This window comes from Massilia agri (assembly GCF_024753255.1).
Lineage (GTDB): Bacteria > Pseudomonadota > Gammaproteobacteria > Burkholderiales > Burkholderiaceae_D > Telluria > Telluria agri.
The window spans coordinates 24,062-46,116 of sequence record NZ_JANUHA010000012.1; the positions used below are offsets into that span (position 1 = coordinate 24,062).

Here is a 22,055-nt window from a genome sequence, read left to right on the forward strand (position 1 = left end):
GCACGCTTCCCGGCGCCTGCCGTCACTGCCATGCCGACCAGGGTTCCACGCTCGTCCATGCCTGTTTCCCCATCAAGGATATGCGGGCAATGTAAGCGCGGAATATGACCTGGCAATGACGCGGCCGTGCCGCAGTACTAGCCCGGCGCCAGGGCCGCCTCGTGTTCGGCAACCAGGGCCAGGTCGCGTTCCTCCACGCGTTTCGATGCCGGGCGGGCGCCCATGCGCTCGGCATACTCGACCAATGCAGGCAGGCGCGGCACGCCGGCATAGGCCATGGCCCATCCCAGCGCCGATCCCCACAGGACGTCGGCTGCCGACATGGTGTCGCCCAGCAGGTAGCGGCCGCGCTGCAGCTGGGCGTGGATCACGCCCAGCATGGCGTCGAAGTCGCCATAGGGTGAACTCATGGGAGGAGCCGGTTCGCGCTGCATGCTGCGGTCCACCAGCGCCGGTTCGAAGCAGGCCGCGTAGTAGACGAGCCAGCGCAGGTAGGCGCCGCGCCGCGGATCGTCGAGGGAGGGCGCCAGGCCAGCCTCGGGGAAGCTGTCAGCCAGGTGAATGAAGATCGCGACTTGTTCGGTGACGACGGTATCGCCGTCCATAATGGCGGGCACTTTCCCCAGCGGGTTCACGGCCAGGTAGGCGGGCTGGCGCTGTTCGCCGGCCTTCATGTTCAGGACCCGCATGTCATAGGGCGCGCCCAGCTCTTCGAGCAGGGTGAAGGTGCTCGAGGAGCGGGTGTGCGGCGAGTGGAAGAAGGTGATGCTGCGCTGTGTACTCATGGTTATGCCCTGGATGAATGGTTGATGTCGTTGAAGGCCGATCCGCGGTCGACTGCGAGCATGGTATGCCTGCCAAGCTGACATCTTCTGTCAGGTATTCGGATGGATATGGATTACACTGGCCCGATGCGCGCGAGCCGACTTCTCTTCATCCTCACGACCCTGCAGGCCCGTGGCCGCGCGAGCGCGCGTGCGCTTGCCGACGAGTACGGGGTGTCGCTGCGCACCATTTATCGCGACGTCGACGCCCTGAGCGCCGCCGGCATCCCGATCTACAGCGAGCGCGGCAACCAGGGCGGCTACCGCCTGCTGGACGGCTACCGGACACGCCTGAACGGCATGTCGGCACTGGAAGCCGAAGTCCTGTTCCTGAGCGGCCTGTCCGGGCAGGCCGCCGAACTCGGCCTGGACGCGGCCTGTGCCAGCGCCCGTGACAAGCTGCTGGCCGCCCTCCCCGCCGACGTTCGCGAAGGCACGAGCAAGATGCGCCTGCGCTTCCACCTGGATGTCCCCGGCTGGTTCGAAGCGAGCGAACGGCCGGCCTGCCTGCCGCAACTGGCGCAGGCCGTGTGGGGCGAACAGCCGATTCGCATCCGCTATCGCAGCTGGAAGGGCGAGAACGAGCGCGAGCTGGACCCGCTCGGCATCGTGCTCAAGGGCGGCGCCTGGTACCTGGTCGCCAGGTGCGGCGCCGATGTGCGCACCTACCGCGTCTCCCGGATCCTCGACCTGCAGCTGCTCGACGGCCACATCGAGCGGACCAGCGACTTCGACCTGCCGGCCTACTGGGCCGAGAATGCGCGCCGCTTCGAGCAGGAGCAGCACCCGGAGCAGGCGACCTTGCGGCTGTCGCCCTGGGGAATCAAGATGATGGAGGCCTTCCTGCCGCCCTATTCCGTCACCCACGCCACGATCGGGGAAGCCGGGCAGGATGGGTGGCGCACCGTCACCCTTCCCGTGGGGCCGGTGCGCCACGCCGCGTATGAGCTGCTGCGCTTCGGGGCCGAAGCCGAGGTCTTGGCGCCGGAGGCGCTGCGCAGCCACATCGGGCAGATCGCAAGGACCCTGGCGCAGCGCTACGCGACGACACAGGACACGCCCGTCGGTGATGGCCCGATGCCGTCGACCATGCGATCGACGGTCGACTGCTGCGACACCCCGCTCCCATGAACATGCACAAGGCCGAACCTGACGCGCGGCCGTATTGATTTACCAGCCCGGCAAGCGGCAGATTCAAAGGCTTAGTTGAAAGAAATTACTTCGCATGCTAAGCTTTCGCATGAGAACAATGTGCATGCCAATCAAATGAGCGTATCCGACCAGACCCTCGGCAGCCTGACCGCCGCCCTCACCTATGCCGCGCGCGCCTACCGCGCCGCCGCCGACAAGATCGCGGCCGACTACGGCCTGTCGCAGGCGACCGGCCTGCCGGTGCTGGTCATCAGCCGCTTCGGCGAGGACGGCGTGCGGCCCGGGGTGCTGGCCGTCGCCCTCGGCCTGGAAGCGTCCTCGCTGGTGCGGGTGGTGGACTGCCTGATCGCCGCGAAACTGGTGGAGCGCCATGACGACCCGGCCGACCGCCGCGCGAAGATACTGCGCCTGACGGACGAGGGGCGCCAGGCGGCGGAGCAGATGGACCAGGCCCTGCGTCCCTTCCGCCGCAAGCTGTTCGGCGAGTTCGAACCCGCCGACGTCGAAGCCTGCCTGCGCGTGCTGTCCGGCCTGCCGGCGGCGATTGCCAACATCACTTCTTCCGACGACGCCGGCAGCAAGGCAGCGTGAGGCAGGCATGAAGGTGGCCAGCCGGTCGGAGATGCTGTTCTCCATCAAGTCATTCGCGGCAGCGATGCTCTCGGTTTACCTATCGATGCGCATCGGACTGCCGCGACCTTTCTGGGCGATGATGACGGCCTATATCGTCTCCGCCCCCTTTGCCGGGCCGACCCGCTCCAAGGGCATCTACCGGGCGGGCGGCACCGTGCTCGGCGCCGTCGCGGTCGTTTTCCTGGTGCCCCAGCTGTCGAACGCCCCCGAGCTGCTCTCGCTCGCGCTGGCGCTGTGGATCGGCGGCTGCCTCTACTTCTCGCTGCTGGACCGCACCCCGCGCTCCTACGTGCTGATGTTGGCGGGCTACACGGCCGGCCTGATCGGTTTTCCGGCGGTGGGCGACCCGGGCGCCATCTTCGACATCGCGCTCGCGCGAGTCGAGGAGATCGTGCTGGGCATGGTCTGCGCGACCCTGGTGCACACCCTGGTGCTGCCGCAGAGCTTCGCGCCGGTGCTGCTCGCCCGCCTGGACGGCGCGGCGCGTGACGCCGGGGCCTGGATCCGCGATGCGCTCAACCCCGGCGGCGATGCGCGAAGCGCGGGCGACCGCCGCAAGCTGGCCGGCGACATCACCGAGCTGCGCCTCATGAGCACCCACCTGCCCTTCGACACCTCGCACCTGCGCTGGACCGAGAAGGCGGTCAACGCCCTGCAGGAACGGCTGGCGCAGTTCCTGCCCATCGTCTCCGGCATCGAAGACCGCCTGGCGGCGCTGCGCGAACTCGGCGCGGACGCCGTGTCGGCACGCTGGCGCACCGTGCTGGAAGACGTGACGGCGCTGCTTGAAACCCCGAAAGACACGCCCCTCGCCGTCCAGGGCGCAGCCCTGCACACGCACATCGACGCGCTGGCTCCGCAAGGCGGACGCGACCTCGACTGGACCGGCCTCCTGGCGCTGAACCTGGCGGCGCGCCTGCACATGCTGGTCGACCTGGTGCTGGAAACGCGCCTGCTGCGCCAGCACATCGACGCCGGCGTGCACGGCCGCCTGCCCGACAGCGTGCGCCACTTACCTGGCGTCGCCCCCAGCGCCCTGCACCAGGACCGCGGCATGGCCCTGCTGTCGGCCCTTGCCGCCGTCGTCGCCGTCCTGGCCTGCTGCGCCTTCTGGATCCTCACCGGCTGGCCGGCCGGCGCGGCCGCGCCCATGATGGCGGCGGTGCTGTGCTGCTTCTTCGCCGGCCAGGATGACCCGGCGCCCTTCATCAAGGGCTTCCTCACCTACACGGTGTATTCGATTCCGGTGGCGGCGCTGTACCTGCTGGCGATCCTGCCGGCCGTGCACGGATTCGAGTCGCTGGTGCTGGCCTGCGCACCGACCTTCCTGGTGCTGGGCGTGCTGGTGGCGCGGCCGTCGACCTTCGGACGCGCCATGCCTTTTCTCTTCGGCATCTGCGGCGCCCTGGCCATGGTCGATACCCACAGCGCCGACATCGTCTCTTTCACCAACGGCATGCTGGCGCAGATCATGGGCCTGGCCGCAGCCGCCCTCATCACCCGCGTGCTGCGCAGCGTCGGCGCCGGCTGGACCGCGCGCCGCGTCCTGAAGGCCGGTTGGCGGGAACTGGCGCGCCTGGGCAGCGGCGAACGCGTGACCGCGCCAAGCGAGTTCTCCGCGCGCATGGTCGATCGCGTCGGCCTGCTCACGCCGCGCCTGGCGATGGCCGGCGCCCACGCGGACCTGCAGGCGGTCGATGCGCTGCGCGACCTGCGCGTCGGCCTGAACATGACCATGCTGCAGTCCGTACGGGCGCAGCTCGGGCGTGGCGAAGCGGCCCTCGCCTCCCTGATGTCGCGGCTGTCACGGCGTTTCGCGCGTTTGCCGGCGCTCGACCGGAACGAGGAAGCAGGCTTGCTGGCTGCTCTCGACAACAGCCTGCGCGCGATCTGCCAGGGCACGCGTGACGCCGCCCAGCGCGAGGCGCTGGCCGCCCTCACCGGCATGCGGCGCGACCTGTTTCCCCAGGCGCCAGCCTACCAATCCTCGCCCCTGACTGCTTACGACAAGGAGACCCGATGATCGGCGAAGTCAGCCTGTACGGCCTCTACCTTCCTCCGCTCCTGCTGCTGACGCTGGCGGCGCTGTTGATATCTCGCCTCCTGAACCTGGCCCTGGCGCGCACCGGCTTCTACCGCCTGGTGTGGCATCCGGCGCTGTTCGATTTTTCCCTGTTCGTCATCGTGCTCGGCACGCTGGCTTACTTCACCCGCAACTGGTCCTGAGATGGCTACGAACAAATTTTTACCGGCCCTGGGCCGGGTCGGCATCACCTTGCTGGCCACCGCCGGCGCGGCCTACGCAGGCTGGCATATGTGGCGCCACTACGAACTGGCGCCATGGACCCGCGACGGCCGCGTGAAAGCGTATGTGGTGCAGGTGGCGCCGGACGTGACCGGCCAGGTCACCAGGGTCTACGTACACGACAACCAGCACGTCGCGGCCGGCGAACCGCTGTTCGAGATCGACCGTGCGCGCTTCGCGCTGGCGCTGCGCCAGGCCGAGGCCCAGGTGACCGCAAGCGAAGCAGCCCTGGCCCAGGCCCGGCGCGAGAACAAGCGCAATGCCGAGCTGGACGACCTGGTATCGACGGAAACGCGCGAGCAAGGCCTCACCCGCACCGACCAGGCCAGGGCCGCCCTGGCCCAGGCCATCGTCAACCGCGACACGGCCCGGCTGAACCTGGAGCGCTCGCACGTGGTGTCGGCGGTGGACGGCATCGTCACCAACCTCGACCTGCGCGAAGGCTCCTATGCGACCGCGGCGCGTCCGGTGATGGCGCTGATCGACCGCAACACCTTCTATGTCGAAGGCTATTTTGAAGAAACCAAGCTGCCCGCCATCCAGGTGGGCGACAGGGTCGACGTGACCCTGATGGGCGTGCGCCAGCCGATCAAGGGCCACGTCGAGAGCTTCGCCGAGGGCATCACCGACCGCGACCGCAGCACCGGCGCGAACATGCTGCCGAACGTGAACCCGACCTTCAACTGGGTGCGCCTGGCCCAGCGCATTCCGGTGCGCATCGCGATCGACCGGGTGCCGGCAGGCGTGCGCCTCGTCGCCGGACAGACCGCGACCGTGGAAGTGCTGCCCGCTGCGTCCCATCCCGCACCCGCCGCGCGCGCCGTGGCGGCTGCGCCTGGCGCCACGAAGGCGCAATAAGGAGTGAACATGCATCGCAACCGCAAGCTCGCCGGCAAGGCTGCATCCTTGTGCGCGCTGGCCGTGCTGGGCGCCTGCACCACGCTCGGCCCGGACTACCAGCTGCCGAAGGAAGCCGTCATCCAGCGCGACGCCGCCAGGGGACCCCTGATGGGTTCAAGCGAGACGCCCTTCAGCGCCGACCCGCTGCCGAAGGACTGGTGGCAGCTGTACCAGGACCCGGTACTGGACAAGCTGATCGCCAAGGCTTTCAGCGCCAACGCCGACCTGCGGGTGGCCGCGGCGAACCTGGCGCGTGCCCATGCGGTGCTGGAAGAGGTCGAGGAAAAGAAGCGTCCCGAAGTCGAAATGGGCGCCGCGCCGCTGTACGGACGCATCGCCGGGGCCTCGATCGGCCTGCCGGAACAGCTGCCGCGCACCGGCATCTACGAAGGCGACATCAAGGTGGCTTACCAGGTCGACCTGTGGGGCCGCATCCGCCGCGCCATCGAGGCCGCGCACGCCGACCAGGAAGCTGCGCAGGCGGCCAGCGACCTGGCCCACGTGATGGTGGCGGCCGACACAACGCGCGCCTATGCCCAGGCCTGCTCGGCCGGCTACCAGCTGAAGGTGGCGCAGCAATCGGTCGCGCTGCAGCAGCAGTTCGTCGCGCTGACGGCCCAGCGCGTGCGGCGCGGCCGCGGCATCGCCATCGACACCAGCCGCGCCCAGGCCCAGCTGGAGCTGCTGCGCGCCAACCTGCCGCCGCTGGAGGCAGGCCGCCGCACGGCCCTGTATCGCCTGGCGGTGCTGACAGGCGAGGCGCCGAGCCGGTTTCCGGCGGAGGTTGCGCAGTGCGCGACGCCGCCGCGCGTGGCCGCGACCATTCCGGTCGGCGACGGCGCGGCCCTGCTGCGCCGCCGCCCCGACGTGCGCCAGGCCGAACGCCTGCTGGCGGCAAGCACGGCGCGCATCGGCGTCGCCACCGCCGAGCTCTACCCGAACATCACGCTGGGCGCGTCCTTCGGCGGCGTCGGCTTCATGGACCAGTTCGGCGACGCCAGTACCTGGAAATTCTCGCTGGGGCCCCTGATTTCCTGGAACCTGCCGGCCCTGAGCCCGGCGCGCGTGCACATCGCCCAGGCGAACATCGCTACCCAGGGCGCGCTGGCGCGCTTCGACTCGGTGGTGCTGAACGCGCTGCGCGAGCTTGAAACCGCGTTGACCGTCTACGCCCGCGAACTCGACCGCAATGCCGCCCTGCGCGCGGCGCGCGACCAGAGCGCACTGGCTGCGAAGCAGACGGCCAGGCTCTACCAGTTCGGCCGCAGCGACTTCCTCGCTGCCCTGGACGCGGACCGCACCCTCGCCAGTGTGGAGAGCATGCTGGCGGCTTCCAGCGCGAAACTGGCGGAGGACCAGGCGCAGCTCTTCCTGGCGCTCGGTGGCGGCTGGGAGAATACCCGCGCGGCACACGCCGAACAGCAGCAGGCGGCGCACGCCGGCGCGCACGACGGGAAGCGCGCGGCGCCCTGAAGCGCCGGTGAACCGCCCCGGGATGACAGCTGCATCAGCCCAGCCCGGGCAGGCAGGTCTCAGGCCTTCCTGAGCGCGTCCGCCTTGTGCGCCGCCTCGGCCCCGGTCTTGTCGCTGACCACCAGGTACTCGGGGTGTTCCTTCGAGGCCGCCACGTGGTGGCCCTTGATCTCGGTGGGCGAAGTCAGTTTCTTCTTGATCGTCCCGTGCACCGTGCCCTGGGACGACTGCCACTGCACCCTGTCGCCAGCCTTGAATGCGTCTGTCATGATGGCCCCATCGAAATGGTCGAATGGATGGCCGCGACGTCCCGGATGTGAACCGCACCCGGGCATTCGCGAACCGGGATCGCCATTCAAGCACAGATCGCCATCCGCTCCCGCACGCCAGGAAGCTTCCTGGCCGCGGGCTGCCACGCCTCCCTATTGCGCCAGTACGCTGGCCTCCACCAGCGGCGCCGCGGCTTCTGCCGAAGGCGTGCCGCTGTTGTCGTAGTGAATCACTTCCTTGCCGGAGACAGGGTCCGGCTGCCAGATCTTCAGCGCAAAGCGGCCCGGTGCGGCGCCGGCCAGGCCGACCGTGGTCGCGAGCCGGAAGCGGGCCTTGCCCACGCCATTGACCGCGCCTTCGCCGTCGAACACGTGCTGCGCTCCCTGCCGGCCGAGGAAGCGCAAGCTGCTGCTGTGAAAGCGCAGTCCGGGGAGATCGAAATGCATCTGCGCCGGCATAGCCGCCATCTGCGCCGCCGGCCCCATCGCGGCAAGCGGCGCCACCAGGCTGAACGCCGCCTTGCCGACCCATGAGGGCGCCTTCCGGTAAGCGCCCCTTGGCGACAGCACGCTGCCCCGGGCGGCCACCGTGCCGGCGGCGGAAGCGGCGGCAACGATGGTGCGGCTGACGGCCGTACTGCGGCCGTTGCGGTCGATCACCGTCGCCGTGACGCGGTACACGCCGGGCAGGGCGAAATGGTGGCTGGCGCTGGCGCTGCCCGTCTCACCTGCTTCGCGCACCTTGCCGGCCTGTGCGCCGCTGCCGTCGCCCCATGACCAGCTCACGCTGCGCGTGCCCACCCTGGCGGAATCGACCCATGCCACCGAGGCGGCGAATGCGGCGCCGGCCCGGACCACCTCGGGCGCAGCCACGGGCCCGACCACATGGCCGCCCTGATGCCCATGGCTGGGGGTGAGCAGCACCAGGCCGGCGTTGGAACTGGACACGATGTCGCCGTTGTCGTTGATGGCAAGCGCATCGTCGAGCACCAGACCGGGCGGCGCGTTGCGCAGGCGGGTGTTCAGGTCGACCATGCCGGCTTTGGCCGACCAGGCGAATGCCCGGAAGGCCTGGTTGCGGTCGGTGGCGTAGCCGACCACCTGGCCGCGATCGTTGGCCTGCTGGGAACGCGAGTTGGCGCCGCCCAGGGTGCCCAGCAGGCGCATGCCCTCCGTGCGCGTCCAGGTCATGGCGCGCTGGTCGCCGCCGGCCAGGGTGACGAGGCCGGCGATCCGGCCGCCGGGGCTCATGGCGAGGGTGAAGGATTCCACCCCGCCCGCCGCGCCGAGGTCGCGCATGCCGCGCCCGGGCGTCCACAGCCAGGCGCGATAGCCTGCTGCGTCCGCCGGCAGGCGGCTGCCGGCCACCTCGCCCCTGGCGCTGACGGCGATGCCGTCCGAGTCGAGGCTGCCGAGCGTATCGATGTCGACCAGGCCGCGCGCCGGCATCCAGGCAAAGGCGTGGCGCTCCAGGCTGGCGGTGTTGGCGGCGCCGGCGATGAGGCCGGCGTCGTTCAGCGCGGCGCCCCACGATGCCCCGTCGACGCCGGGCGCGAGCGCGCCGAGGCTGCTCATGCCTTCGCTCACGCTCCAGCGGAAGGCCAGCGGGGGCGTGCTGGGGACGCCTTCGGAAAAGCCGGTGACGACGCCGCGGTTGTTGATCGCCTGCGCGCGCGAGTTGCCGGTAAACGGCAGGACGCCGAGGTCGAGCATGCCGCCGCCCGCGCTCCAGACGAAGGCATGTTCGCTGCCCGTGGCGGTGAAGGAGCCTCCGGCGAGCTGCCCGGCATTGTTCAGGCCCAGCGCCACGGTGTCGCTGCCGCCCAGCGTGCCGATGTCCCGGACTGTTCTGCCATCGTAGAAATAGCCGCGCGAGGCGGCGCCATCCCACATCGAGAAGACGATCTGTCCCCGGGCGTTGATCTTCGGCAGCGCGCTGAGTTCGCCGGAGCCGAGGTTGACGACCCGGTAGCTGGTGCGGACGGCGCCTCCCTTGCCCGCTTCGAGGGCCGGCGCCGGGGCTTGCTGCGCCAGCGCCGTGCCGCCCGCCGCCAGCGCCAGCAGCAGGCAGGGCCACCACCCCACGCTCGTCTTCGACCTGCCGTTTCCATGCACGCGCCGCATATGTCTCTCCCATGAAGGTAATGCCATTTCCGCCTCATCGGACAATCCGGGCGGATCAGGGGTGATCATGGAGCGGACACGGTGCGCACGATTCGACTTATCCCAGCATCGCGCGTCGGCATGATGTTGATCAAACGTGTTCTTGCGCCAGCGCCAAAAGCATTTAGCGCGTTATATGCAGCAATTTCTGACTGGCACGCGCAAGAAAAAAAGCCTGGCGCGCAGCCAGGCTCCCTTCCCGTCGGCTTTTTCCGTGCAGCCGGACTAGCCGTCCTTCCCGGGCAGGGGCAGCCCCTCCGCCAGCGCCAGACGGATCATCGCCTCTTCCAGCACCACGCGCGCCCGGCCGGAAGCCAGTTCGAGTTCGCGGTGCAGGCGCGCATCCTCCTGGTTGCGCGAGGCGCACTGGGCGCTGTAGCGCTCGAAGCTGCCGACCATCATGAGGATCTCGGACAGGTGGCGCGGGCACTCGCAGCTGAGACGGTTGCCGGCTGCCGTGATCGCCGCCAGCGCGGCATCGTCGAGGCGGCGCGGGGCCACCTCCTCGCCCTCGGACTCCGGAGCAGGCATGCCCTGCCCCGCCAGCGCCGAGCGGCACAGCAGCACCAGTTCGCCGACCTCGGCCGGCACGCGCGCCACCAGGCAGCCTTCGGCGCGCAGGGCGCGGATGGCGGCGCTGCCGCCAAAGCGGTACAGCACCACGGTGGCCGCCGGATGCACCATCTCGCGCACGGCCATCACCTTGTCCAGCGGGGCTTCGTCGAGCTCGGACGCTTCGATGAGCAGCACGTCGATCACGACGCCGTCGCCGCTCGCCACCACCTGCTCGAGCCGCGCATGGTGGCGCTGCACCTGCAGCGCGCGCCCGTCGCGTCCGCTGGCCGCGATGCGGCGCGCCAGGCTGTCGCCCACCACCAATACCCGCATCGGCCCGCTGACCTCGCGCGCGCGCGCCGGGTCGGGTGCGATCATCTCTTCCAGCCGCTCCACCGGCAGCCCGGTCAGCACCCCGATCGGATGGCCGAGGTCGACCAGCTGCTTGAGCAGCCCGAGACGGCGCACCTGCTCCGCCGTGTACAAGCGCTGTCCGTGCGCCGATCGCTGGGTATCCGACAGCGCATAGCGCCGCTCCCACACCCGCAGCGTTTCCACCGGCAGGCCAGCCAGCCGCGCAGCCACGCCGCTGCGGTAGGTCACCTGCCGGCTGCCGGCGCCCTGCTCTTCCCCGGAACCATCCATTTTCTTCGCATTCATACGACCAGCCTTTGAACCAATTGTCTATGCAAGTCCCGCGACAAGAACGAGACAGGGCCAGTGTAGCGCAGTGAGAATGTCAACTCAACAACGATTCGTTTCAATTGGTCGACAACAAAACGCCACCGTCGAGGTGGCGTCGGGGCCGGCAGCGCCGCGCTTACCAGGTGAAATCGTCCGGGATCTTGAAGTCGGCGTAGGGATCCTCTTCCTCGGTCTGCGGCGCGGCCTCGGACCGCTTCACCTGGATCACGCTGGCCGGGTCGCGCTCCGCGATCTTTTCGCCAATGACCTTGGGCACCAGCTCGTAGTTCCCGTTCAGGAACACGATCACCAGGCGGCCCGCGACCAGGTGCTGCTGCACCTGTTCCGACACATAGATGCGTTCGATCTTGCTGCCGTGGGTGAAGTTGTAGGCGATGTCGCCCTTGCCGCCCTTGCCGGACCCTGCGCGCGGCTGCCGGTTCACCTGCACCAGCTGGGCGATCTGCGCCCGCACCGCCTTCTGCGCAGCCTGCGCGTCGCGCTGCGCGTTCAGCTCGCGCGCCCGCTCGGCGTTCTTGCGCTGCATCTCGAGCGCGGCCTCGCGCGATTCGTTGACCGACTCGGCGCCGGTGCGGCGCTCGATCTTCTTCTGCTTGCTCTTGTCCTGGTTGACCTTCTGGACCTTCTTCTTGTCCACCAGGCCGGCTTTCAGCAACTGCTCCTGCAGCGAGACCATTGTTCTGCTCCTTCGATGACGGCCGGCACGGCGCCGGCGCGTAAAGCCGCTAGCATAGCAAACCGGCGGCGGCGCGGCGACGAACAAAGGGTGGGGAAAGACTTGCCTGCGTCAGGGTTTATTCCGCAAGCATGGAATGCGCCAGGTACATAGACAGGAATGCATGAGTCAAGGATAGTCGAAGGATTTCCAATCCTGAACCAATCCGCCATGTCCGACCACCGTTCTCCCAGCGTTTTCCACGGCACCATGTCCGGCCAGGCCGCGGCCACCGATACCACAGGCCCGGTCATGCTGACCTGGCCGCAGAACGGCCATCGCGCGGACGCGCCGCTGGTCTTCACCTTCGACGAAGACATCAAGCTCGGCACCGGCACGATCTCCCTGCTCAACAACAGGGGCCAGGGAATCACCGAGACCCTGGCCGGCAGCCCCTATGTGACCGTATCGGGAAAGACCCTCACCTTCGCCCCGCCGCAGCGTCTCGACTACGCGTCCCTGTACTCGATCACCTTCAGCAACGACGCCATCACCGACCTCGGCGGCAACCGGCTGAATGGCGGATACTGGTCCACCAGCTTCCAGTCCGGGCTGGTTCCCGAGGCGCAGAACGTGACCGGGACGGCGGGCGTGGACATCATGAACGGCAGCGACCTGGCCGACACCATGGATGGCCTGGGCGGCAGCGACACGATCAATGGCTACGGCGGCGACGACATCCTGCGCGGCGGCGATGAGACCTCCGGACAGCCGTACAGCAACGGCGACACCATCCGTGGCGGCGCCGGCAACGACACCATTCATGGCGGCGCCGGCGGCGACAATCTGTCCGGCGACGACGGCAACGACCGGGTGTTCGGCGGCGACGACAACGACTACCTGTACGGCAACGCCGGCGACGACTACCTGGAGGGCGGCGCGGGCAATGACATGCTGAACAACTCGCTCGGCGACGACACCATGCTCGGCGGCGACGGCGACGACAACCTCAGCATCGACCATGGCGCCACCGGCGTCCTCGATGGCGGCAGCGGCAACGACCGCCTCAGCGGCTACCTCGGCACCTCGTATGCGGGCGGGAGCGGCGACGATGTCATCGATCTGCGGATGAGCGGATCGAATGCACGCCCGGCCACGGTAAGCGGCGGCAGCGGACGCGACACCATCCGGGTCATCTTCGGGAGCACCCAGACCGCCGTCGCCATGTCCGGCGGAGAGGATGCGGACACCTTTATCGTCGACACTTACGGCCAAGCCATCGGCGCGAATGCCTTGCGTATCACCGACTTCACCCCAGGCGCCGGCGGCGACCAGCTCAACTTGCTGCAGATCTACGGTGTGCAGGAAAACGGCAACCCCTTCACCAGCGGCTTGCTGCGTTTGCTCGCCTCCGGGGCCGACACTCTGCTCCAGCTGCGCGATGCCGCCACCCCACCGGCCTACGCAACCCTGCTCACACTCACCGGCGTACAGCCGGGCCAACTCACCGCCGCCAACTTCGTCGGCGGCATCGATCCGCGTGGCGGCACCACGGGCCTCACCCTCACCGGTACTGCCGAACGGGATCAACTCGAGGGCATGTTCCTCGACGACACACTGTATGGCCTGGACGGCGACGACGCGCTCAGAGGCGGCGCCGGCAACGACCTGCTCGAAGGCGGCGCCGGCGACGACTACCTCGAGGGCAACGGCGGCGACAACATCCTGCGCGGCGGCGACGGCGACGACCGCCTGAGCAGCAACACCTTCGGGAACAACCTGATGGAAGGCGGGGCCGGCAACGACATCATGAACGGGGGCGCCGGCAACGACCGCATGCTGGGCGGCGCCGGCAACGACATCCTGCAGCTGGAGTCGGTCTACGGAAACGAGGTTCGGACGGTGACCATGGCGGGCGAGGATGGCAACGACACCCTGCGCACCGGCTTCGCTCCAAGCAACGTCAAGATCGTCGCCAGCGGCGGCGCGGGCGCCGACACCTTCGAGATCTCGTCCTTCGCCGACCTGACGATCCTGGACTTCGGCCAGGGCGACGTGCTCGACCTGCGCCCCATCCATTTCAACGTCAGCATCAGCGGCAATCCCTTTGGCACGGCCGGCTACCTGAAGGCGGTGCAGGAAGGCGCCCACGTCAGGATCTATGCCGACGGCGACGGCGCCGCCGGCAGCGCACAGCCCTGGCTCGCAGTCACGCTCGAGAACATCCAGCTGTCCGCGCTGACGGGCGCGTCTTTCGCCGGCGGCTACGACCCGAGCGGCACCAACCAGGGCGTGACGCTGCGCGGCACGGCGGGCGCCGACACCCTGAAGGGCGGCGCACTGAACGACATCATCGAAGGCGGTGACGGCAACGACACCATCAACGGCGAGGCCGGCGATGACAAGCTCTACGGCGGCGACGAAACCATCGTCGGCGGCGGCGATACGATCTCGGGCGGACTGGGCAACGACGAGCTGCATGGCGGGACCGGCAACGACAGTCTCGAAGGCGGGGAAGGCGACGACCGGCTGTATGGCGGCGGCGGCGACGACCGGCTCGACGGCGGAGCCGGCACCAACTATCTCGAAGGCGGCGATGGCCGCGACATCCTGAGCAGCTATTCGGGCAAGGACCACCTGCTGGGCGGCGCCGGCGACGATACCCTGACCGGCGGCTGGGCGAATATGGACGGCGCCGCCGTCACCATCCTGGACGGCGGCGACGGCAATGACCAGATCACTGCCTACGGCTGGGCCGCCAAGGTGCTGGCCGGCGCAGGCGACGACACGGTGTCGGTCGAGGCCGCCGGCAGCCAGGCCAGCAACACGGCCATGGTGGTCGACATGGGCGCCGGCAACGACCGGATGACGGTACGCTCCGCGTACGGCGAGACGCGCCCGATCCAGGCCAGCGGCGGCGCCGGCGTCGACACCTACCGCTTCGAGGGCAGCGAGCGCTGGCCCCTGCTCACCATCACCGATTTCCAGACCGGCGCCGGCGGCGACGTGGTGGACCTGTACTCGTTCAGCTGGAACTTCAGCGCCAATCCCTTCGGCACTGCCGGCCAGGCGCGCCTGGTGCAGGACGGCAGCCGCGTGCTGCTGCAGATCGACCTCGACGGACCGGCCGGCTCCGGTGCCTGGGCGAGCCGCATCGCCTTCGAGAACACCCGGGTGGCCAACTTCACCGGCGCCAACTTCACCCAGGGCGCCCGACCCGACGGTAGCTCGACCGGCCTGGAGATCGCAGGCACCGCCGGCAACGACAATCTGCAAGGCGGTCACCTCGACGACACCATCCGGGCCGGCGACGGCAACGACACCCTGACCGGCAACGCCGGCGCCGACAAGCTCTACGGCGATGCCGGCGACGACCAGTTGTCCGGCCGCGATGGCAACGACCGTCTCGAAGGGGACGATGGCAAGGACTATCTGTACGGCGAAGAAGGCAACGACGAGCTGCTCGGCGGCGCCGGTAACGACATACTGCAGGACCAGTACGGCGACAACATCCTGCGTGGCGGCGATGGCGACGATGGCTTGTACGTCGCGACCGGGCGCAATGCCCTGTTCGGCGACGCCGGCAACGACAGGCTGCGCGCCCAGGGCAGCAGCGGCACGATCGACGGCGGCGCGGGCGACGACATCATCGAAATCAGCGGCTTCGACATCGCCGCTTACCAGATCGAGGCGACGGGCGGCGATGGCAACGATACCTTCCTGGTCAATTTCCTCGGCAACGCCGCCTCCACCGTCCGGCTGAGCGGCGGCGCCGGCGTCGATACCTACCGTCCGGGCAGCGTCCTGGCCGGGACGACGGCCTACGTCAACGATTTCCAGGCCGGCGCAGGCGGCGACATCGTCGACATCATGAGCCTGGTCGCACCATCGCCGTCGAACCCGTTCGCACCCGGCGGCAGCGCCCAACTGATCCAGCGCGGCGCCGACACCGTCCTGCAGGCGCGCGTGAGCGCCGACAGCGGCGCCGCCTTCGCGGACGCGCTGGTGCTGCGCAACGTCGACAAGTCCACGCTCACCGCGCAGAATTTCAGCTACGGCTTCAATCCCGACGGCTCGGCGACCGGCCAGACGCTGGTCGGCACCGACGGCCGCGACCAGCTGGAGGGAGGCTGGCTCGACGACATCCTGCGCGGCGGCGCCGGCAACGACGTGCTGTCCGGTTCGATGGGCAACGACCGGCTCGAGGGCGGGGATGGGGACGACCAGCTCGACGGCGACAGGGCCGGCGTGGTGCCGGTCGACGGCAACGGCTCGCGCTGGCCGGCCACGTTCAGCGGCGACGACGTGCTTGACGGCGGGGCCGGCAACGACACCCTGACCAGCAGCTACGGCGCGGACACCCTGCGGGGCGGCGCCGGCGACGACCTGCTGGTGCTGGCGCGCTACAACGGCTTCGGCACGGCGGCCTTCGACTACCGTGTCACCCTCGACGGCGGCGACGGCAACGACCGCATCATGATCCAGAACGGCATCCAGCCCACGATCGGCGCGACCATGAGCGGCGGCGACGGCAGCGATACCTTCCAGCTGAACGTTCCAGTGCCGGCGGCCACCTACGTCATCACCGACTTCCAGGCCGGCGCCGGCGGCGACGTGCTGGACGTGTTCGAGCTGCTCGGCTGGGTGCGCCAGTCGCCGTTCGCCACCGGCCACTTCTCCCTTGAGCAGCGCGGGGCCGACACCGTGCTGCGTTTCGACGAGGACGGATCGGAAGGGTCGAAAGCCGCCGCCGACCTGGTCACACTGAGAGGCATCGCGAAGGAGACGCTGAGCGGCGCCAACTTCCGTTACGGCTACGCGCCCGGCGACAGTGCAGGCTCCCTGGCGCCGGAAGTGCACGGCAGCACCGGGCGTGACCGCCTGGAAGGCAATGCGGGTTCCGACCTCCTGCACGGAAACGACGGCAACGACGTCCTGATGGGTGGCGGCGGCAACGACCTGCTCGCCGGCGGCGCCGGCGTCGACACCGCCGTGTTCAGCGGCGCGCGCGGCCAGTACGCCCTCGTCGGCTTCAACACCTACACCCCGATGGTGGCCGACCTGCGCCCGGGCGCCAATGACGGCAAGGACCGCGTGGACGGCATCGAACGCCTGGTGTTCGCCGACAGCGCCATTGCCTTCGACACGGGCACCAATGGCAATGCCGGCCAGGCCTACCGTCTCTACCGCGCCGCCTTCGACCGCGAACCCGACCTGGTCGGCCTGGGCTTCTGGATCGAGATGCTCGACCGCGGCGTGTCGCTGCAGACGGTCGCGGGAGGTTTTACCCAGGGTGAGGAATTCATCAAGCTGTTCGGCGCCAATGCGAGCAACGCGGAGATCGTCACCCGCCTGTACCAGAACATCCTCGACCGCGAACCCGAGAAGGGCGGCTACGACTTCTGGGTCGCGGTTCTGGATGAAAAACGGACCGATCTGGGAACCGTGCTGGCGGCTTTCAGCGAAAGCAACGAGAACTACTGGGTAGTCGCCGGGCTGATCGGGAACGGCTTCGAGTACCAGCCTTACCTCGGCTGAACCCGGGTCGTGGCGATATGCATGTGTTGCGCAGGCAGCACATCTTTCGCCACGACATCACGTCCTGGCGCGGCTTTGGCCCATAATCGCTGTAATAACAGCAACCTTCTGACGCGATGTATTGCCGTATCGTTCCACCCCTGCCTGCCGCATGTCCATGAACACCAAGGCCCCGACGCGCGTCTCGCGCCTGTACGAGGTCATGGACCTGATGCTGGACTCGGTCGGCGACCCGCTTGCCCTGAGCGGCCTGGCCGCCTCGGCCAGCTATTCGAGCTACCACTTCGACCGCATCTTCCGCGAGCTGACCGGCTTCTCGGCCGTCGAATACCAGCGCAAGCGCCGCCTGCGCCGCGCCGCCCACCAGCTGCGCCACGAACCCGACGTGCCGATCGGGCGCATCGCCCAGGATTGCGGTTTCCCCAGCAACGCGGCCTTCGCCAAGGCCTTCAAGCAGCAGTTCGCGATGTCGGCCAAGACCTGGCGCGAAGGCGGCTGGCGCGCGTACATGGACCAGCAGGTCGGGCGCGAGAGCGACGTCAGCTTCTTTGTGGCCGAACCGAGCAATGTCGAGGCGATCCTGGCGCCCTACTGCGCACCGGAACCGGGCAGCATCGCGGCCCGCATCGAGGTGCGCCAGCTGCCGGCCGTCGCCCTGCGCTACCAGCGCTTCTTCGGCCAGTCCGGCGCGGCCCTCTCGATCGCCTGCAACAGCTTCATCTGCGAACGCGAGAAGAGCGGCGAGGTGCTGCCGGGCGCGCCCTGGTACGGCGTGTTCGATGAAGACCCGGGCTTCACGGGCGAACGCGAATACTGCTACGACTTCGGCTTCGACGCCGCGCACGGGGGCGAGGAAGCGGGCGACGCCAGCCTGGGCCTGCGCGTGCTGCCCGCCGGAACCTATGCCTGCCTGGATTTTTGCCACGAGTGGCCGCGCTTCCGCTCCATGTACGAGGACTGGCTCGAGCGCCAGGCCCAGGCCGTCTGGCGCTTCGACAGCGCGCGCCCGCACATCCAGCGGGTCGAGCGCGGGCCGGACGGACAGTGGCGCGGCCACCTCGCGCTGCCGATCAAGAAACGCTAGACGGCAGGCTTCTGCAGCGCCTCGAGCCGCACCACGCGGCTGAGTACCAGCACCGGCAGGGCCGCCACCAGCACCCACAGGAAGAAGTGCTGGTAGCCCAGCCATCCCTGGATGTCGCCGCTGACCATCTTGAACAGCACGAAGCCGAGCTGCATGAAGCCGGTGCCGAGCGCATAGTGCGCGGTCTGGTAGCGGCCGCTCGCCACCACCTGCATGATGAAGAGGATGACGCCCACGAAACCGAAGCCGTAGCCGAACATCTCGATGCCCAGGCCCACGGCGATGACGCCGAGCGATTCCGGCTGCGCCACGCTCAGGTACCAGAACACGGCGTTCGGCAGGTTCATCGCGATGATCAGCCAGGGCATGGCGCGCTTGAGGCTCAGCGCCGCGGTGAAGTAGCCGCCCGCGATGCTGCCGGCCAGGAAGGCGATGGTGCCGGCGGTGCCGTAGACGGCGCCCACCTGGGCGGTCGTCAATCCGAGGCCGCCGACCTCGCGCGCGTCGCGCAGGAACAGCGGGCCGATGGTCTGGATCTGCCCTTCCCCGGCGCGGAACAGGATGATGAACAGGATCGCCATCCAGATGCCCGGCTTGGCGAAGAAGTCGCGGATCACGTCGACCAAGGTGCCGGCCACGCTGCGCGCGCCGCTGCCGGCCGGCGCATTGCCCGGGGTGTCCGGCAGCGCCCACAGGTGGTAGAGGCCCAGGCCCGCCATGATCGCGCCGAGCAGGCCGAACACCGTGGCCCAGGCCGGCCCCGGCCCCATGCGCACTTCCAGGTAACCGGCCAGCATCACCAGGCCGCCCATCGAGAGGAACTTGGCGGCGTTGAAGAAGGCGCCCTGCCAGCCGGCGTAGGCGGCCTGCTGGCGCTCGCTGAGGCTGGCGATGTAGATGCCGTCGGCGCAGATGTCGTGGCTGCTCGAAGCCAGCGCCACGATCGCGAACAGGGCGATCGAGAGACCGAACCAGGCGGGCAGCTGCAGCGCCAGCGCCATCGCGCCAAGGGCGCAGCCACCGGCCAGCTGGAAGCACACGACCACCCCGCGCTTGCTGCGCGCCAGTTCCAGGAAAGGACTCCACAAGGCCTTGAACACCCAGGCCATGCCCAGCAGGCCCGTCCAGCGCGCGATCTGCTCATTGGGCACGCCCATCGACTTGTACATCAGGCCCGCGACCAGCGCCACCGCATAGAAAGGCAGGCCCTGCGCCAGGTACAGGGTCGGGACCCAGGCCAGCGGATGGCGGGTCGGTTTGCTCGCGCCTTCGGGCATCACGGCGCCGGGGAGGTCTTTCAGGAAGCTCATGGCTGGTCCAGGTTGAGGGTGACGATGCGGCTGCCGCGGCCGCGGGTGTCGAAGGTGGCCAGCTTCAACACGCGCGCATCGGAGACGGCGACGGGCGCCGCGTAGCGTGGGCTGTGCACCGAAGGATCGAGGCCGTCCACAGTGTAATGGACGGCCAGGCCCGGCAGGGCGACATTCGCATGCAGCAGGCCGTCCTTCGCCACCGCGCCGGGCGGAGGCAGGCGGTAATCCCAGGGGCGGCGCGCGCGGTCCAGGCGCGGCAGCTCGCGCTGGCCGAGGCGGTTGGCGAATTCGTTCCAGTCGTGCTGTACGCGGGCGGCGCGCTCTTCCTGCGCCGCGATGTCCTGCCAGAGCGGGTCCGCCGCCCAGGCCCGCTCGGCCAGGCCGATCAGGCGCGGCAGCGCCAGGTATTCGAGGCGGGCGCGCGAGCGTGCGTTCTCTCCCCACAACTGGCCCTGGATGCCCCTGATACGCGCGCGTCCGTGCGCGTCGAGGGGCTGCAGCGCGTCCAGCACGCCGCGGTCGGGCGCATGGCCCATCGGGTCCAGAATCGGCATGGCGTGCGCGTCCAGCGGGCAGAAACCGAAGGCGTTGCGGGTGCCGACGAAGCCGGCCCAATAGTAGCCAGGCTCCTGCGGATGCTTGGCATAGGCCAGGTCGAAGTAGAGGTTGGCCGCATTCGACAGCACCACGTCGTAGCCGGCATTCGCCAGCCGGTAGGCGCAGTCTTCCTGGCCCGAACCCCAGCGGTTGTTCCAGACGTAGACGTGGAAATCCGGGCCGGCGAAGCGCGGGTTCGGCAGCATCCGCTCACCCTCGCGTTTCAAGGCCGTCTCGTCCCAGCCGGCATACTCCACGCCGTGGCGCGCCAGGATCGCGCGGCAGCGCTCGATGAAGTCGTCGTGCAGGTCCTGGACGTCCCAGCCCTTCTCCGCCATCAGGGCGCGGCAGCGCGGGGAGCCGAGCCAGGCGCCGACGGGCACCTCGTCGCCGCCCGTGTGGATCACGCGCAGCGGCACGCCGGCCTCGCGGTACAGCACGCAGACCTCGCCCACCACGGTGTCGATGAAGCGGTCGCTTGACGGCAGCGCGATGCAGATCACGTTGTCGTGCCAGAGCTGCACCGATTCGTAGGTGGAGCTGTCGTCGAGGTCGCTCAGCAGGTATTCTTCTGCGCCTTCCACGTCGCCGGCCGCCAGCAGGCGGCGATGGCGTTCGCGCATCGCCACCACGGCGGCGCGCGCATGGCCGGGCATATTGAATTCGGGGATGACCTCGATGTGGCGCGCATGCGCGTGGCGCAGGATGGTGACGAATTCCGAGGCCGTGTAGAAGCCGCTGCCGGCGGACCTATCGACGTCGGCGCCCGAGCCGAAGGAAGGCGGCAGGCAGGAGATGCCGTCCTGCGCGACGCCGCGCCGGGAGCCGACCGCGGTCAGCTCGGGCAGCGCGCCGATCGCCAGGCGCCAGCCCTCGTCGTCGGTCAGGTGGAAGTGGAAGCGGTTGAGCTTGTAGCTGGCCATGCAGTCGAGCAGGCGCAGCACCGTGGTGACGCCGGCGAAGTGGCGCGCCACGTCGAGCATCATGCCGCGGTAGCCGAAGCGCGGCGCGTCCAGCACCCGTCCCGTGGGCAGTTCGCCGTTCGGGGTGAGCAGCTGGGCCAGGGTCTGGATGCCGTTGAAGACGCCGTGGGCGCTGGCGCCGACGATGCGCACGCGGCCCGGCTCGATGTCGAGCAGGTAGGCCTCATTGCCGGCCAATCCCGCCACCTCGCCGATCTCCAGCAGGATGTCGCCCGAGCCGCCGGGCACGATGCCAGGCAGGGAGCCCAGCATCGCGGCCAGCAGCGAGGCCTCGTTCCACAGCGTGCGCTCATAGCCCATCGGCGCGTGGCGCGAGAGCAGGCAGCGGCGGCCGTCGAAGTGCGCCGACACCGGCTTCGGCGTGATGCGGCCGACCGCGCTCTCGGGCAGCAGCTGCAGGGCCGCGTTCTGCTCGAAGCGCCAGGCCGCATCGGCCGTCGGCAGCAGGTCGCCGCGCATGCGGTGGCGCTGCTCGGGCCGGGCGAACGGGGCGATCTCGGGGTCGCCCAGGTCGACCGGAGGGCCGCCGTCTCCCGGTTCCAGGTAGAAGCCGAGCGGGGCGTCGGTGATGCTGATCGCCCAGTGCAGGGCCTCGTATTGCACGGCATGGGTTTGTCCCGGCAGCCATGGCCCTCCCCCGGGCATGGTGAGGCGGAACAGGTCGCCGTTCAGGTGCTCGACGGCGAAGCCGGTGCTGACGCTGTCGCGCAGCACCTTGCGGCAGGTGTTGAAGCAGATCGCCCAGCCCGGCGCGATGGCATGATGCGAGACGTTCCGCAGCACGAGCCGCGCCGTGAACGCATCGTCGCGCGTGTAGTTGCTCAGGCATTCCCAGGCGATCGCGATCGCAGGGCCGTCGCGGAATGGTTCGGTAGTGGGGATCATGTTGTGCTTTGCGCTGCCGGC

At 69.1% G+C, this 22,055-nt stretch carries 15 protein-coding genes; 8 read left to right on the top strand and 7 right to left on the bottom strand.

Annotated features, from left to right (window positions below):
- Nucleotides 1-137: 137 nt before the first annotated feature.
- Nucleotides 138-785, bottom strand: coding sequence for a glutathione S-transferase family protein (locus NX780_RS16635; RefSeq protein ID WP_258828994.1), 648 nt, complete (start codon nt 783-785; stop codon nt 138-140).
- Between the two features lie 108 nt (nt 786-893).
- Here NX780_RS16635 and NX780_RS16640 point away from each other — a divergent pair, with 108 nt between their 5' ends.
- The 6 genes from NX780_RS16640 (at nt 894) to NX780_RS16665 (ending at nt 7,287) form a co-directional block, all read left to right on the top strand.
- Nucleotides 894-1,955, top strand: coding sequence for a helix-turn-helix transcriptional regulator (locus NX780_RS16640; protein WP_258828995.1), 1,062 nt, complete (start codon nt 894-896; stop codon nt 1,953-1,955).
- 135 nt (nt 1,956-2,090) lie between these two features.
- Nucleotides 2,091-2,567: a MarR family winged helix-turn-helix transcriptional regulator gene (locus NX780_RS16645; protein ID WP_258828996.1), complete on the top strand. Its 477-nt coding sequence runs from the start codon at nt 2,091-2,093 to the stop codon at nt 2,565-2,567.
- A 7-nt stretch (nt 2,568-2,574) separates the two neighbouring features.
- Nucleotides 2,575-4,632 carry an FUSC family protein gene (locus tag NX780_RS16650; protein ID WP_258828997.1) on the top strand — a complete coding sequence of 686 codons (2,058 nt, stop codon included), beginning with the start codon at nt 2,575-2,577 and terminating at the stop codon, nt 4,630-4,632.
- Entirely contained in the window at nt 4,629-4,835 is a 207-nt protein-coding gene (locus NX780_RS16655; RefSeq protein ID WP_258828998.1) for a DUF1656 domain-containing protein, read from the top strand. The genes NX780_RS16650 and NX780_RS16655 overlap by 4 nt, the downstream gene beginning before the upstream one ends.
- Before the next feature lies 1 nt (nt 4,836).
- Nucleotides 4,837-5,772 carry an efflux RND transporter periplasmic adaptor subunit gene (locus tag NX780_RS16660; protein ID WP_258828999.1) on the top strand — a complete coding sequence of 312 codons (936 nt, stop codon included), beginning with the start codon at nt 4,837-4,839 and terminating at the stop codon, nt 5,770-5,772.
- Between the two features lie 9 nt (nt 5,773-5,781).
- Nucleotides 5,782-7,287 (top strand): TolC family protein, encoded by a 1,506-nt coding sequence (locus NX780_RS16665; RefSeq protein WP_258829000.1) that lies wholly within the window; start codon nt 5,782-5,784, stop codon nt 7,285-7,287.
- A 59-nt stretch (nt 7,288-7,346) separates the two neighbouring features.
- On the opposite strand, the gene NX780_RS16670 is transcribed toward NX780_RS16665, so the two are convergent.
- The 4 genes from NX780_RS16670 to NX780_RS16685 all read right to left on the bottom strand — a co-directional run bounded on the left by NX780_RS16670 (nt 7,347) and on the right by NX780_RS16685 (nt 11,655).
- Entirely contained in the window at nt 7,347-7,556 is a 210-nt protein-coding gene (locus NX780_RS16670) for a hypervirulence associated TUDOR domain-containing protein (protein ID WP_258829001.1), read from the bottom strand.
- A 153-nt stretch (nt 7,557-7,709) separates the two neighbouring features.
- Entirely contained in the window at nt 7,710-9,680 is a 1,971-nt protein-coding gene (locus NX780_RS16675) for a PKD domain-containing protein (RefSeq protein WP_258829002.1), read from the bottom strand.
- 264 nt (nt 9,681-9,944) lie between these two features.
- Nucleotides 9,945-10,934, bottom strand: coding sequence for a MerR family transcriptional regulator (locus NX780_RS16680; protein ID WP_258829003.1), 990 nt, complete (start codon nt 10,932-10,934; stop codon nt 9,945-9,947).
- 160 nt (nt 10,935-11,094) lie between these two features.
- Nucleotides 11,095-11,655: a DUF2058 domain-containing protein gene (locus NX780_RS16685; RefSeq protein WP_258829004.1), complete on the bottom strand. Its 561-nt coding sequence runs from the start codon at nt 11,653-11,655 to the stop codon at nt 11,095-11,097.
- A 210-nt stretch (nt 11,656-11,865) separates the two neighbouring features.
- On the opposite strand from NX780_RS16685, the gene NX780_RS16690 reads away from it, so the two are divergent.
- Together NX780_RS16690 and NX780_RS16695 are read left to right on the top strand one after the other, a co-directional pair.
- Nucleotides 11,866-17,172 carry a DUF4214 domain-containing protein gene (locus NX780_RS16690; RefSeq protein WP_258829005.1) on the top strand — a complete coding sequence of 1,769 codons (5,307 nt, stop codon included), beginning with the start codon at nt 11,866-11,868 and terminating at the stop codon, nt 17,170-17,172.
- Between the two features lie 157 nt (nt 17,173-17,329).
- Nucleotides 17,330-18,256: a helix-turn-helix domain-containing protein gene (locus NX780_RS16695; protein WP_258829006.1), complete on the top strand. Its 927-nt coding sequence runs from the start codon at nt 17,330-17,332 to the stop codon at nt 18,254-18,256.
- Here NX780_RS16695 and NX780_RS16700 read toward each other — a convergent pair.
- Nucleotides 18,253-19,566: an MFS transporter gene (locus NX780_RS16700; protein ID WP_258829007.1), complete on the bottom strand. Its 1,314-nt coding sequence runs from the start codon at nt 19,564-19,566 to the stop codon at nt 18,253-18,255. The two genes, NX780_RS16695 and NX780_RS16700, sit on opposite strands and share 4 nt — an antisense overlap.
- The gene (locus NX780_RS16705) at nt 19,563-22,034 is read right to left on the bottom strand and encodes a family 20 glycosylhydrolase (protein WP_258829008.1); all 2,472 of its coding nucleotides are present in this window, start codon (nt 22,032-22,034) and stop codon (nt 19,563-19,565) included. The genes NX780_RS16700 and NX780_RS16705 overlap by 4 nt, the downstream gene beginning before the upstream one ends.
- Nucleotides 22,035-22,055 lie beyond the last annotated feature (21 nt).